Annotated in this window: 14 protein-coding genes; 9 read left to right on the forward strand and 5 right to left on the reverse strand. The window is 60.1% G+C overall.

The window, feature by feature from the left end:
- The first annotated feature begins 164 nt into the window (after positions 1 to 164).
- Genes QDT79_RS10905 through QDT79_RS10920 form a run of 4 tightly spaced genes read left to right on the forward strand, consistent with a single transcriptional unit; the run spans position 165 to position 3,702 of the window.
- Positions 165 to 1,214, forward strand: coding sequence for an ABC transporter substrate-binding protein (locus QDT79_RS10905; RefSeq protein ID WP_041033993.1), 1,050 nt, complete (start codon positions 165 to 167; stop codon positions 1,212 to 1,214).
- Entirely contained in the window at positions 1,211 to 2,212 is a 1,002-nt protein-coding gene (locus QDT79_RS10910) for a FecCD family ABC transporter permease (protein WP_063991226.1), read from the forward strand. Before QDT79_RS10905 ends, QDT79_RS10910 begins: the two co-directional genes overlap by 4 nt.
- Complete coding sequence (locus tag QDT79_RS10915) at positions 2,205 to 2,984, forward strand: ABC transporter ATP-binding protein (RefSeq protein ID WP_149558829.1); 780 nt, start codon at positions 2,205 to 2,207, stop codon at positions 2,982 to 2,984. Before QDT79_RS10910 ends, QDT79_RS10915 begins: the two co-directional genes overlap by 8 nt.
- The gene (locus QDT79_RS10920; RefSeq protein WP_308317175.1) at positions 2,977 to 3,702 is read left to right on the forward strand and encodes a substrate-binding domain-containing protein; all 726 of its coding nucleotides are present in this window, start codon (positions 2,977 to 2,979) and stop codon (positions 3,700 to 3,702) included. Before QDT79_RS10915 ends, QDT79_RS10920 begins: the two co-directional genes overlap by 8 nt.
- Positions 3,703 to 3,730: 28 nt before the next feature.
- On the opposite strand, the gene QDT79_RS10925 is transcribed toward QDT79_RS10920, so the two are convergent.
- The gene (locus tag QDT79_RS10925) at positions 3,731 to 4,531 is read right to left on the reverse strand and encodes an alpha/beta fold hydrolase (protein WP_308317176.1); all 801 of its coding nucleotides are present in this window, start codon (positions 4,529 to 4,531) and stop codon (positions 3,731 to 3,733) included.
- Positions 4,532 to 4,767: 236 nt separating this feature from the next.
- Here QDT79_RS10925 and QDT79_RS10930 point away from each other — a divergent pair, with 236 nt between their 5' ends.
- The 5 genes from QDT79_RS10930 (at position 4,768) to QDT79_RS10950 (ending at position 10,259) form a co-directional block, all read left to right on the forward strand.
- Positions 4,768 to 5,523 (forward strand): CDP-diacylglycerol diphosphatase, encoded by a 756-nt coding sequence (locus QDT79_RS10930; protein WP_165384396.1) that lies wholly within the window; start codon positions 4,768 to 4,770, stop codon positions 5,521 to 5,523.
- Between the two features lie 168 nt (positions 5,524 to 5,691).
- Positions 5,692 to 6,216, forward strand: coding sequence for a MarR family winged helix-turn-helix transcriptional regulator (locus QDT79_RS10935; RefSeq protein WP_063991231.1), 525 nt, complete (start codon positions 5,692 to 5,694; stop codon positions 6,214 to 6,216).
- Positions 6,213 to 7,544: a c-type cytochrome gene (locus QDT79_RS10940; protein ID WP_308316490.1), complete on the forward strand. Its 1,332-nt coding sequence runs from the start codon at positions 6,213 to 6,215 to the stop codon at positions 7,542 to 7,544. The genes QDT79_RS10935 and QDT79_RS10940 overlap by 4 nt, the downstream gene beginning before the upstream one ends.
- Positions 7,545 to 7,560: 16 nt before the next feature.
- Positions 7,561 to 8,013 carry a (2Fe-2S)-binding protein gene (locus tag QDT79_RS10945; RefSeq protein WP_063991232.1) on the forward strand — a complete coding sequence of 151 codons (453 nt, stop codon included), beginning with the start codon at positions 7,561 to 7,563 and terminating at the stop codon, positions 8,011 to 8,013.
- 2 nt (positions 8,014 to 8,015) lie between these two features.
- Positions 8,016 to 10,259, forward strand: coding sequence for a xanthine dehydrogenase family protein molybdopterin-binding subunit (locus QDT79_RS10950; RefSeq protein WP_308316491.1), 2,244 nt, complete (start codon positions 8,016 to 8,018; stop codon positions 10,257 to 10,259).
- A gap of 25 nt (positions 10,260 to 10,284) precedes the next feature.
- Here the strand turns inward: QDT79_RS10950 and QDT79_RS10955 are convergent, their stop codons facing one another.
- The 4 genes from QDT79_RS10955 to QDT79_RS10970 form a co-directional block, all read right to left on the reverse strand.
- A complete protein-coding gene (locus QDT79_RS10955) occupies positions 10,285 to 10,587 on the reverse strand; it encodes a hypothetical protein (protein ID WP_063991234.1) in 303 nt (100 codons plus the stop codon).
- Entirely contained in the window at positions 10,584 to 11,219 is a 636-nt protein-coding gene (locus tag QDT79_RS10960) for a division plane positioning ATPase MipZ (protein WP_033637564.1), read from the reverse strand. Before QDT79_RS10960 ends, QDT79_RS10955 begins: the two co-directional genes overlap by 4 nt.
- 271 nt (positions 11,220 to 11,490) lie before the next feature.
- Complete coding sequence (yajD, locus tag QDT79_RS10965; protein ID WP_016928619.1) at positions 11,491 to 11,832, reverse strand: HNH nuclease YajD; 342 nt, start codon at positions 11,830 to 11,832, stop codon at positions 11,491 to 11,493.
- Positions 11,833 to 11,911: 79 nt separating this feature from the next.
- A complete protein-coding gene (locus tag QDT79_RS10970; protein ID WP_107227358.1) occupies positions 11,912 to 12,805 on the reverse strand; it encodes a LysR family transcriptional regulator in 894 nt (297 codons plus the stop codon).
- Positions 12,806 to 12,848: the final 43 nt, after the last annotated feature.

Raw genomic sequence — 12,848 nt, forward strand, 5'->3', positions numbered from 1 at the left:
GGGCCGATGGGATCCGTCGCGACACCGGCGGATCCGCTTCCAGGATCGCATTCACGCCTCGTTTTACCTCCCGAGTACCCGCATCCGGTTTGATCCCGCTGATTGTTTCGCCATGCTCATCGCTATATCATTTGCTATACAACGATAATCAACCGGTCACTGCCATGTTTAACTTTCTCCCTCGCCTGCTGTTGGCGCTTGTTTTGTTTTCCACCGCCGCCCAGGCGGATCGCCAGGTCACCGATCAGCTCAATCGCCAGGTCACGCTGCCCGATCGCATCACTCGCGCGGTGGTGCTGCAACACCAGACGTTGAACCTGTTGGTGCAGCTTGATGCGATGCCTCAGGTGGTCGGCGTGCTCAGCAGTTGGAAAAAGCAGCTGGGGCCAAACTACCTGCGGCTGGCGCCGACGTTGGCAACCCTGCCGATGCCGGGCGATCTGACGTCGGTGAATATCGAGAGCCTGCTCGGCCTGCATCCGCAGGTGGTGTTCGTGGCCAACTATGCGCCGCCGGAGATGATTGCGCAGATCGAACGAGTGGGCATTCCGGTGGTGGCTATCTCGCTGCGCCGCGAGGCGGCCGATCAGGCGGGTAAAATGAATCCGCAGCTGAGCGATGAAGATCGGGCCTATACGCTGGGGCTGCAGGATGGCATTCGCCTGATCGGCGAAGTGATGTCGCGTCAGCCTCAGGCCGAAGCCCTGATTAAGGACGTTATTCAGCAGCGCGCGTTGGTCGCCGAACGGCTGCGCGATCTGCCGGAAAATCAGCGGGTGCGGGTGTATATGGCCAACCCCGATCTCACCACTTACGGCGCCGGCAAGTATACCGGGTTGATGATGCGGCACGCCGGGGCGCTCAACGTGGCGGCGAAGGACATTCAGGGGTTTAAACAGGTTTCTATCGAGGATGTCCTGAAGTGGGATCCGGCGGTGATTTTCGTGCAGGAGCGCTACCCGGACGTGGTGAAACAGATCCTGACGTCACCGCAGTGGCAGCCGATCGACGCGGTGAAGAATAAGCGGGTCTACCTGATGCCGGAGTACGCCAAGGCCTGGGGATATCCGATGCCGGAGGCGATGGCGTTGGGTGAGTTGTGGATGGCGAAAAAACTTTACCCGCAGCGTTTTGCCGATATCAATCTGCAGCAGCGGGTCGACGCTTACTATCAACGTTATTACCGCGCCACCTGCTGCCAGAGCGGGCAATGAGGCTGGGCTGGCTGGCGTTGTTGACACTGTGCTGCGCACTGTTTTCACTCGGCGTTGGCCGCTTTCAGGTGCCGATGACGCACAGCCTGATGATTTTGCTGGAGCCGTTCACCGGGCAGCATTATGCCGGCATCGATGCTATCCAACGCCAGGTGATCCTGGGCGTGCGCGTGCCGCGAGTGCTGTTGGCGATGGGCGCCGGCGCAGCGCTGGCCCTGTGCGGCGCGGCTTTGCAAGGCGTCTTTCGCAACCCGCTGGTCGATCCGCATATCATCGGTGTGTCGTCCGGCGCGGCCTTTGGCGGCACGCTGGCTATCCTGCTCAGCCTGCCGTTGGCGGCGCTGCTGCTGTCGGCATTTGTTTTCGGCATGGCGGCGCTGCTGCTGATTTTCACTCTCACCAGCGCCATTGCGCGGCGCAATATCCTCTCTTTGGTACTGGCGGGGGTGATCCTCAGCGGCTTCTTCTCCGCCTGCGTCAGCCTGATGCAATATCTGGCGGATACCGAAGAGAAACTGCCGAGCATCGTGTTTTGGCTGCTTGGCAGCTTTGCCACCGCCGATCGGCAAAAGCTGCTGATGCTGTTTGTGCCTTTGCTGTTGGCCGGCGGCTTGCTGTTGGCGCTGCGCTGGCGCATCAATCTGCTGTCGTTGGGCGATGAGGATGCCGGTGCATTGGGCATCAACGTGGAGCGCACCCGCTGGTTGATTTTGACGCTGTGCGCCGCCATCGTGGCCGCCCAGGTGGCGGTCAGCGGCAGCATCGGCTGGGTCGGCTTGGTGATCCCGCACGTGGCGAGGCGGCTGGTGGGGCCGGATCATCGGCGTCTGCTGCCGGCTTCGCTTTGCCTGGGGGCCTTGTACATGCTGGTGATCGACGATTTGGCGCGCACGCTGAGCAGCAGCGAAATCCCGCTGGGCATTCTGACCGCGCTGATTGGCGCGCCGCTGTTCGCGCTGCTGCTGCGCCGCGCGCAAGTGAGAGGCTGGCATGACTGACACCTTATTGGCCGCCAGGGGCGTGAGTTTCGCCTGGCCGGGCGGGGCTCCGCTGTTCCAACATCTGGACATTCAGCTGCGGCGCGGCGAAGTGCTGGCGATATTGGGCCCGAATGGGCGTGGCAAGAGCACGCTGCTGCAGCTGTTGTTAGGCAGCCTGACGCCGCAGTCCGGCGAGATTGAGCGCCGCGGTGAGATGGGCTTTGTCCCGCAGCACTTTGCGCCGCCGTTCGCCTATCGGGTGCTGGATATCGTATTGATGGGGCGGGCGCGCCATGTCGGCCTGTTCCGTTCACCGTCAGCCGAGGACCATCGGCTGGCGAGAGAAGCGTTGCAGTCGTTGGATTTGCAGCACCTGGCAGAGCGTGAGTTTGGCAGCCTATCCGGCGGCCAACGTCAATTAGTGATGATCGCCCGCGCGTTGGCGATGCGCTGCGAGGTGTTGATTCTGGATGAACCGACTTCGGCGCTGGATCTGCATTACCAGGATCGGGTGTTGAGCTTGATGGTCCGCCTGGCGCGGGAGCAGCAGTTGGCGGTGGTGTTCTCCACGCATCAGCCCAACCATGCTCACGCGGTGGCCGATCGGGCTTTGCTGTTGGGCAAGGAAGGGCGCAGCCGGCTCGGGGCCTGCCGCGAGGTGTTAACGGCGCAATCCTTGTCACCCCTGTTCGAACTGGCGATCGAACGGGTGCCGCTGACGGTGGCGGGCCGCCGCTACGCGACGCTGGTGCCGCTGTATCGCAGCCAATTGGAGCGACATGATGAGTGATATCCTGCTGTTTGCCGCCGGCAGCCTGCGACTGGCGTTTGCGCCGCTGCTGTCGGCATTTCAGCGGCACGCCGGGCAAAAAGTCACGACGGAATTCGGCCCGGCGGGGTTGTTGCGCCAACGGATAGAGAATGGTGAGCGGCCACAGCTGTTCGCTTCGGCCAACCTGGCGCACCCGCAAAGGTTGGCGGATCTTGGGATGGCGGGGGCGGTGCAGATTTTTGCGCGCAATCGGCTCTGCGTGACGGTTCGCAACGTGCCGGCATTAACCGAACGTCCGCTGCCGGAGGTGCTGTTCGATCCGCATTGGCGCCTTGCCACCTCGACACCGGGGGCAGATCCTTCCGGCGATTATGCGCAGCAGCTTTTCGAACGCTGTGAGCAATACTGGCCGGGGCAAGGGGAAGCGTTGCGCCGCCGGGCGCTGCCGTTGGTTGGCGGTATGGATTCCGCCCCGGTACCGGCGGGCCGGCTGGCGGCGGAATATCTGATAGGCGGCGGGCAGGCGGATATTTTTCTCGGCTACGCCAGCTATGCTCCGGCTTTAGCCGCCTACCCGACGTTGGCGGTGCGGCCGTTGGCGCCGCCGCTGGACATTGAGGCGGATTACGGTTTATGCCTGTTGGATGACGGCGCACAGCGGTTGGCCGCATTTATCTTGAGCGAACAAGGGCAGGAAATCCTGAGCCGACACGGATTTATGCGGTGCGCGGAATGACTCGCCGGGCCAGGCGGCCCGGGGAATCTTACCAGAACAGCGGGGTGGTGTTTTCAGCCAGAAACGCCAGCAGGGTTTCGTTGACCGCCGCCGGGTTTTCCTTGTTGCTGATATGCCCGGCGTTGGGGATCAGCACGTGACGACAGCCGAGAAGATCGGCCATGCGCTGGCCTTCCGCCGGCGGGCGCGGTTTATCCTGCGCGCCGGTGATGACGATGCTGGCGGCGGTAATGTTTTTCAGCAGCGGCAGCTTGTCGGGGCGACCGAAGATCATCCGGCCCAGCGGGACGATGCTCTCGCGCAGGCGATCGGCGGGCAGGCTCTGCAGATGGGCCAGCAATGGCTGCGACAACGCATCGGGTACTTCGTCGGAATAAAACTGCGCGGCGATGTATTCCAGCAGCGGTGAAGTGATGGCGCCGGCCTGTTCAACGGCTGCCAGCATGCCCATATAGCGCTGCCGCGCCTCCGGCGTTTCGTCGCCCAGATAGCTGTCCATCAGCGCCAGCACCTTGACCCGCTCCGGCGCCAGCGCCGCCAGTTCGGCGCCCCACATGCCGCCGACGGACAGGCCGACGATGCCGAACTCTTCAATATCCAAATGATCCATCAGCGCCAAATGATCGGCGGCGATATCCGACAGGCTGTTTCGCCCGGCCGGCAGCGCCGGTGAGTCGCCGTGGCCCCAGAGATCCGGCACGATCAGGCGGTAGCGTTTCGCCAGCGCTTCGAACTGCGGTGCCCACATGTTCAGCTCGAACAGATAACTGTGGCCCAGCAGCAACGGAAAGCCTGAGCCCACGTCGAGATAATGCAGGGATTTGCCCATCGTTGGCATCTTATCGGTTCCTTATATAAAGAGAGTCCGGCTGCTTATATCACACTCATATTCAACCTGCGGTATTAATTTACCTTAAATTACTTAGGTAAACCCTTGTTTTTAATTTCTCTTGATAACAAGACGTCAATGAAAGGTAACGCTAAGGATAATATTCTGGTGACGATAAGAGCCTTGGTTTATGCTGGCGCTCCTTTCAAGATGGAATAGGTAAACAGGGAGTCACGATGAAAAGACTTTTCAGACTATTAATTATTTTGCTTGTCATTTTGCTGCTGGCGGCGGTGCTGTGGTGGTTCTTCGGGCGTGGTAATCCGAATGCGCTGTGGCAAATCGTCAGCCAACAGTGCGTGCCCAATCAGCAGCAGAACAACGATCCGGCGCCCTGCTTAAAGGTTGATTTAACCGAGGGTTATGTGCTGTTTAAGGACAGCAAAGGCCCCTATCACGATCTGGTGATGCCAACCGAAAAGGTCAGCGGCATCGAGAGCCCGGCATTGCAGACGGAGCACGCGCCGCCTTATTTCGCCCAGGCCTGGAATAACAGGGAACATATATCCGGCGAGCTGGGTAAACCGTTAAAAGATGCGTGGCTTTCTCTGGCGGTCAATTCGAAATATGGTCGTTCTCAGAATCAGCTGCATATTCACGTCGCCTGCCTGCGTCAGGATGTCTATAACGCACTGGGGCAGCAGGCGGAACAATTAGATCAACAGTGGCGCCCGCTGGCGGTGAAATTGGTCGGTCACCAATATCTGGCCAGAAAATTGGCGGGCACCGATTTAACCCAGGAAGATCCTTTCCATTTACTGCAGAACTATGTGGTCGAGCAGGGCGACAGCATCGGCAATTATGGCCTGGCGTTGGCGGTCAGCCCACAGGGCGAGATGCTGCTGTTGGCGAACCGTTTGAAGCTGACCGATCTGAATCTGGGCTCGGCCGGCGAAATTCAGGACTACCAATGCGCGGTGGCGGGCAACTGAGTTTTTCTTATCGCTCCCCGTTACCGGGGAGCGAATCTGTTAAAATGCGCTATACCGATCTGTATTAACTAGATTTTATTTTATTCTGCGACATCTGCTTGATCCCGTCATAACGTCCGATCTATTATTTGTTTGCACAAGCAAATAAATAATCGAGAGCAAACCGGTATGTCACAACCACGCAAACTTCCTGCTGCACTGGGCATCCATCTGGATGTGGCCAATCGCCTGTGGCGCACGGCGATGGACCAGTCGGTGAAAATGACCAATCTGACGCGCCCGCACTGGCTGGCGCTGAGTGCGATTGCCGATTTGGGGGATGGCTGCACCCTGAAAGACGTTTCGCAGCATTTGAACGCCGAAGTCTCGACGATGTCGCGTGCGTTGCTGTTTTTGGAAAAAAATCGGCTGATCGCTCGCGATGCCCTGTCTGAAGATAAGCGCGCTAAAGGCGTGAGAATGACCGTGGCCGGGCAGGAGATGCTGGCGCAGTTGGATCACTCCAGCCAACAGGCGCGGCAAAAGCTGCTCAACGGCATTTCGGCCGGCGATCTGGAGGCTTTTTATCGCGTATTGTTTGGCATCAAACATAACGCGATAGCGATGCTCGAACAGGAAAATCTGTTGCCGGACGAGTTTGCGCTGTTGGCGGAGGAGCGAGCGGGTGCGGTGAAGCCGGAAGGTGAAGCGTGAACGGCGGCTGGCGAAGAGCACGACAGCTGTGCGTTATCGCGTTGGGGATCTTCTCCTGCCCGGTCTTCGCCAGCCAGAATGACCAACAGGTCATCGTACGCGGAAAATACCTGGCGATCGCCGCAGATTGCGCGGCTTGTCACCGCGGCAGCAGCCAACAGGACGCCCCCTACGTCGGCGGTTATGCCATCGCTTCGCCGATGGGCGATATCATCGCCAGCAATATCACGCCCGCCAAAGGAACCGGCATCGGCGACTACAGTGAACCCGAGTTTCGCCGCGCGTTAACGCAGGGCATCCGGCGGGATGGTCAACCCTTGTATCCTGCCATGCCTTATACCGCTTATCGGGGATTGAGCGATGACGATCTGCACGCGCTGTATCGCTATTTTATGACCGGGGTCGCACCGGTCGATCGTGCGGTGCCTGAGACCCAACTGGCGTTCCCTTTTTCCTGGCGTTATGCGATCCACGGCTGGAACTGGCTGTTTCTGAAAAAAAGGCCCGGCGATGAAGATGAGCAAAAAGCGCGGGGTCGCTATCTGGTGGATGTTTTGGGGCATTGCTCGGCGTGTCACAGCCCGCGTAACGGGATGATGGCCGAACGCGACGATCGCTATCTGGCGGGAGGAGAGGCCGGCGGTTGGATCGCGCCGAATATCACCTCGGATCCCGTCAGCGGCATCGGCGGCTGGAGCCGGAAAGAGTTGGTGCAGTATCTGCGCACCGGGCGCAATGACAAAGCCCAGGCGGCCGGCGGCATGGCGGAGGCGGTGGAGCATAGCCTGCGTTTCCTGAGTGACGACGATCTCGACGCCATCGCCGACTGGCTTAAACAGACGCCGCCGATCGTCACCGTGCAAGGAACGAAAGCGGCCTATCAATACCAGGGGGGCGGTGAAGGCCGTGCAGCCGGGCAGGCGCTGTATGCCGCTGCCTGCGCCAGCTGCCATCGCCTGGGCGGCGAAGGCGCCTACGACGGCCATTTCCCTTCATTGACTCACAATTCCACCGTTGGCAGCGAGCAGGCCAATAACCTGATCATGGTGATGCTGCATGGCGTGCAGCGCCAGGGAGAGACGCTGCAAACCTGGATGCCGGGATTCGCCGATAGCCTGGATGACCGACAACTGGCCGAGTTGGGCAATTACGTATTACAGCAATTCGGCAATCCGGCAGTCAGGATAACGCCGGAGCAAGTGGCTCGGCAGCGGGCTGGCGGTGAGAAACCGTGGTTGATCGCGTCATTGCCTTATGTGTTCTGGGGCGGTGTATTGCTGGCATTGATCGTCATCGGGGCGTGGGTGAAACGTCGGATGAAGCATTGATTGGGGAGAGGATGGCATGAAGTTCAATCTGAACGGCCAGGCGGTCGAATTTAACGGCGAGCCGGATACGCCGCTGCTGTGGGTGATCCGGGAACATTTTAAGTTAACCGGCACCAAGTTCGGCTGTGGTATCGGCGCCTGTGGCGCCTGTACGGTACATGTCGACGGCAAGGCAGTGCGTTCATGTTGCTATCCGCTGCAATTGGTACGCGATCGGCAGGTGACTACCATCGAAGGGTTGTCCACCGATCGCAGTCATCCGGTGCAGCAGGCCTGGATTGCGGAGGATGTGCCGCAGTGCGGCTACTGCCAATCGGGCATGATCATGGCAGTCAGCGCGCTGCTGGCGGAGCACCCGAAGCCGGACGACCGGCAGATAGAGGCGGGCCTGACCAATCTGTGCCGCTGCGCCACTTACCACCGTATCCGCGCGGCGGTGCACCGCGCCGCCGACAAGGGAGAACCCTAAGCATGGCGATCACCCGCAGAACCTTGCTAAAAGGCAGCGCGTTGGCGGTGGCCGCCATGCTGCTGCCGATATCGACGCGCAGCCTGGCGGCCGTGGTTTCACAGGACGCGGTGCCGCCCGACGGTCAGTACGAATTGAACGATTGGATCTGGATCGATAGCGGCGGCCGCATCGTTATCGGCGTGTCGCAATGTGAGGTCGGGCAGGGGATTTACACCGGCCTGGCCGAAGTGGTGGCGGCGGAAATGGATGCCGATTGGGCGCAGGTGACGGTGAAATTCGTCACCGGCCGCGATGCCTACCGTCAGGTTGCCGGGGGCGAGGCTTTCGCGCAATTTGTCGCCGCTTCAACCTCCATGACCAAATTTTATCAGCGCACCCGGCTGGCCGGCGCGCAGGCGAGAGATTTCTTTCTGCGGGCCGGTGCGAGACATCTCGCGCTTTCACCGCAGCAGTGTCGCACGGAGAAGGGCTGGGTGATTGAGGAAGGCGGGCAGCGCAAGGTCGCCTACGGCGATCTGGTGCGCTATGCCGCCGAGTTGCCGTTGGATCCGCAGCCTGGTTTAAAGAGCGAAGCGCAAGAGCAAGAGAGTTTCATCGGCAAGCCGTTGTTGCGGGTCGATACGCCGGAGAAAGTGGACGGCAGCGCGATTTACGGTATCGATATCGACCTGCCGGAGATGCTGATCGGCGTCCCCTGGATGGTGCCCGACCTCAGCGGAAAGCTGGTCGCCGTGCGTAATGAACGGCAGATTCGGGCCATGCCGGGCGTGGTGGATCTGGTGCTGACCCGGCAGTGGTCGATGAACAACATGGTCGGATTGGATCACGATATGTCGCTCAATACGGTGATCGTGGTGGCGGAGAGCTATTGGCAGGCCAAAAAGGCGGCGGATTTGCTGGAGGTCGACTGGCTGCCGGGCGCAGGGCAAGCGCTGAACGATAGCGCGATTGCGGCGGAGAATCTGGCGATGCTGGACGGCGATACCTTGGTGCCGGCGGTTGATCGCGGTGAGGCGTCGGCGTTGATCCATGACGCTGAGCAGGGTTCGCGCCTGCATGAGGCGCGTTACAGCGCGCCTTATGTGGCGCATGCCACCCTGGAGCCTTGCAACGCCACCAGTCATTATGAAGAGGGCCGTATCGAAACCTGGGGCCCTTTCCAGGGGCAGGACATGGTGCGCAACGTTCTGGCGAAAATGTTCGGGCTGAAGCCGGCGGATGTGGTGGTGAATACGACCTACCTGGGGGGCAGCTTTGGGCGCAAATATCTGCCGGATGCCGTGATGCATGCTACCGCCGCCTCCCGGGCGGTAGGAAAACCGGTCAAGGTGATCTATCCGCGCGAGATTGACATGCGGCATGAATATTATCGTCCGGCCTGCATCAGCCATTATCGGGCGCTGCTGGATGAAAACGGCTACCCGCTGGCGCTGTGGGCGCGCTATGCGGGGCAGTCTCTCTTTTGGCAAATGCGGCGCGAAACGGTACACGAGGCCGGGGGATGGGATGAAAGTATGGTGGAGTGCGTTTACAGCACGCCGTATCGCATCCCTCATCTGAAGGTGGAGGCCGGCATCGTTGAACAGCCGATTTCCCTGAGCTATCTGCGCGGTGTCGGCAGCGTCGCCAGCCTGTTCTTTTTGGAAAGCTTTATCAGCGAACTCAGCCATAAGGCCAAGCGGGACGAGTATCAGTATCGGCGGCATCTGCTGCAGGACACTCCGGAAGCGTTGCGCGTACTGGACGCCACCGCGGCGGCGGCGGGTTGGCAGCACGAACCGCCGCCGGGCGTTTATCGCGGTATGTCGTGCAATATTTGGCTCGGCCGCAATAACGCTTTCACCACCTACGTCGGTTTGGTGGTTGAAATCGCCATTCAGGAGGGGCGACTGCGGGTGCTCCGCACGGTATGTGCGATTGACTGCGGCAAGGTGATAAACCCAAATCTGGTGCGCGCCAACGTAGAGGGCGGCATCGGCTTTGCGCTGACCACCTGCCTGCACAGCGAACTGCATTTTGAACGGGGCGGCGTGGTGGAAGGGAATTTCGATCGTTATCCGCTGCTCGCGATCGCCGAAATGCCCAAGGTGGAAGTGGCGGTGCTCGACAGCGCGCGTGCACCGCAGGGATGCGGGGAAGTATCGACTGCGGTGGTCGCTCCGGCAATGGCCAGCGCGCTGCATAAGGCCACCGGCAAAACCTATCGTACTATGCCGTTCCCACGCGAGTTTTCCTCGGTTTAACGGCCCGTCGGCGGCTGCCGCGCGGTCAGAGCTTCTTCAGCAGCGTCAGCAGCTGCGCTTCGCTTTTCTCCGCCAGCCCGTCGATCGCCAGCTTGATGATGTCGGAGCGGGTGATGCGCACGATGCCGTTGCGCGCCGCCTGCACGATCACTTCATCGATCGCTTCAATGTGGTTGTCCGTCAGGCTGACGGAGATCGCCTTATAGGTGCGCTTGCGGCCGGCCGGTTTGGCTTCCGGTGCGGGCGCCGCGACCGGTAGCGTGTGCGAGGTGGCGCTGTTGATGAATTCGTCTTCCGACATGCGGTGGGTGGGTGTGCGCTTCTTCACAGGATCACCTCTTTCACCAGGCATTCAATTTCGCTCTGTGCCTTTTCGTTGTTCGCCTCGTGCACGGTGATGGCTTCGCCCCAGGCGTCGCGGTAAATCTTGCGGTCGCACAGGCGGTGGCTCACCAGGGTGAACTCCGGGTATTCGCTCAGCACCTGCGCCGCTTCGTTGGCTTCATTGATGAAGATATTGGTCGGACACATGTTCAGCACGATGTAGCCTTTGACCTTCTCGTTATACTCCTGCGCGGTGGAGAACATCTCCGACAGATAGCCTATGGTGTCGAGATCCATCTGCGAAGGGCGCAGCGGCGAGAGGAACAGATCGGCGGCCAGCAGCCCGGAGCGCAGTTCGGCGCTGTCGCGGCCGGCGGTGTCGACGATCACGTAGTCGTAATGGCGATCCAGCTCCAGCAGGGTTTCCTTGATTTTGCCCGATGCGGCCACCACAGGAATGTGCGGTAACCCCTCGACGTTCTGGCGGTCGTTGTACCAGGTCATGATCGATTTCTGGTCGTCGGCATCGACGATGATCGCCGTCTTGCCTTGCTTAAGAATCAAATACCCGGCGATATTCACCGCTTTCGTCGATTTGCCGACGCCGCCTTTTTGCGAGCCAATCAGGACAATCATGCTGCCATCTCTCAAGTTATTAAGCTGATAACTTATTAAGTTAATGTGCTTATTAGGTTGATAATCAAACAGGTTAACAAGAACAACTCGCGAACAATATGCACCAACTGCGGCGGCTTGCCAAGCCAGTATGTCGTTAACTGCGCAGCTTATTTTGCGCTGGATGGCCCGGATGGGTAAGTAGGAATTCTCTGGGAAGTGGCGGTGCGGAGGCAGGTTTTGTTAATTTAACAGCTTAATAAGTTAGTTACCTATTAAGCTGTCGCCGACATTATTTCTTCATCATCGCCTTCAGATTGGCGAACGGGTTGTGGGTGGCGACGCCGACATCTTTCTGCGCGTCTTCACCGGCCACCACCGTCGAACCGTATTGATCGGCCTCGGTGTATTTCGAGTGTTCATGGTCGTGGCAGTACAGGCACAGCATTTCCCAGTTGCTGCCGTCTTCCGGGTTGTTGCTGTGATCGTGATCGATGTGGTGCACCGTCAGTTCGCGCAGGTTGGAATAAACGAACTCGCGCGAGCAGCGCCCGCACACCCAGGGGAACAGTTTCAGCGCTTTTTCGCGGTAGCCGGTTTCCAGCTTCGCATAGTTTTTGGGGATATAGGCCATGGTGGTCGTCCGTCGTGAATCACTATGCGGCAAATAATACCACATTGCGTGCGGCTACAACGTGCGGCTCATCCTGCCGCTAGCGAAACGTCTCCACCGCCCAGTCGATAAACGCCCGCAGCTTGCCGCTGAGGTGGCGGTTGGACGGGTAAACCACGTACATCTGCTCCGGCGGCGGCTGCCAGTCGTGCAGCAGGCTGACCAGCTCACCGCTGTCGAGGTGCGGCTGCGCCATAAAGCGGTAGGTCTGGATGATGCCCAACCCGGCCAGGCTCGCCGCCAGCAGCGCGTTGCCTTCGTTGATGCTGACCGGATAGCGTTGCTGGATGGCGATCTCTTTGCCGCGTTCGACATAGCGTTGCGGGTGAATGCGATCGTTGAGCGGGTGGCGATAGTGCACCATCGGGAAACCCTGCTCCAGATCGCACGGGTGGCGCGGTGTGCCGTGGCGCGCCAGGTAGGCCGGGGTGGCGCAGCTCACCCAGTCCAGATCGAACAGGCGGCGGGCGATCAGGCTGGAGTCGGCCAGCGGGCCGCTGCGGATCACGCAGTCGGTGCTGTCGCTAATGAGATCGATAACGCGGTCGCCGACGCTCAGATCGATCTGGATCTGCGGGTAGCGCGCCAGAAAGTCGGGCAGGGCGGGCAACAGCAGCCGGCGCGCGGTGCCGCCGCCGGTGTCGATGCGCAGCACGCCTTGCGGAGAACTTTGCGACTCGGTCAGGCAGCCTTCCATCTGCTCCAAATCCGCCAGCCATTTCACCGTATTCTGGTAATAGCATTCGCCCTCGCGGGTAACCGACACGCTGCGGGTGGTGCGCTGAAACAGCTTGGTTTGCAGGTGATCCTCCAGATTCTGGATCAGCTTGGTCACCGTGGCTTTCGGCATGCCCAGCGAATCGGCGGCGCGGGTAAAGCCGCCGGTTTCCACCACGCGGTTAAATACCCGGATAGCGAGCAAATGATGGTCCATAGGTTCTCAACGTCATGCCCCGGCGACGGCCGGGGCATGTTTC

It is taken from the genome of Serratia marcescens (genome assembly GCF_029846115.1).
Classification (GTDB): Bacteria; Pseudomonadota; Gammaproteobacteria; order Enterobacterales; family Enterobacteriaceae; genus Serratia; species Serratia marcescens_L.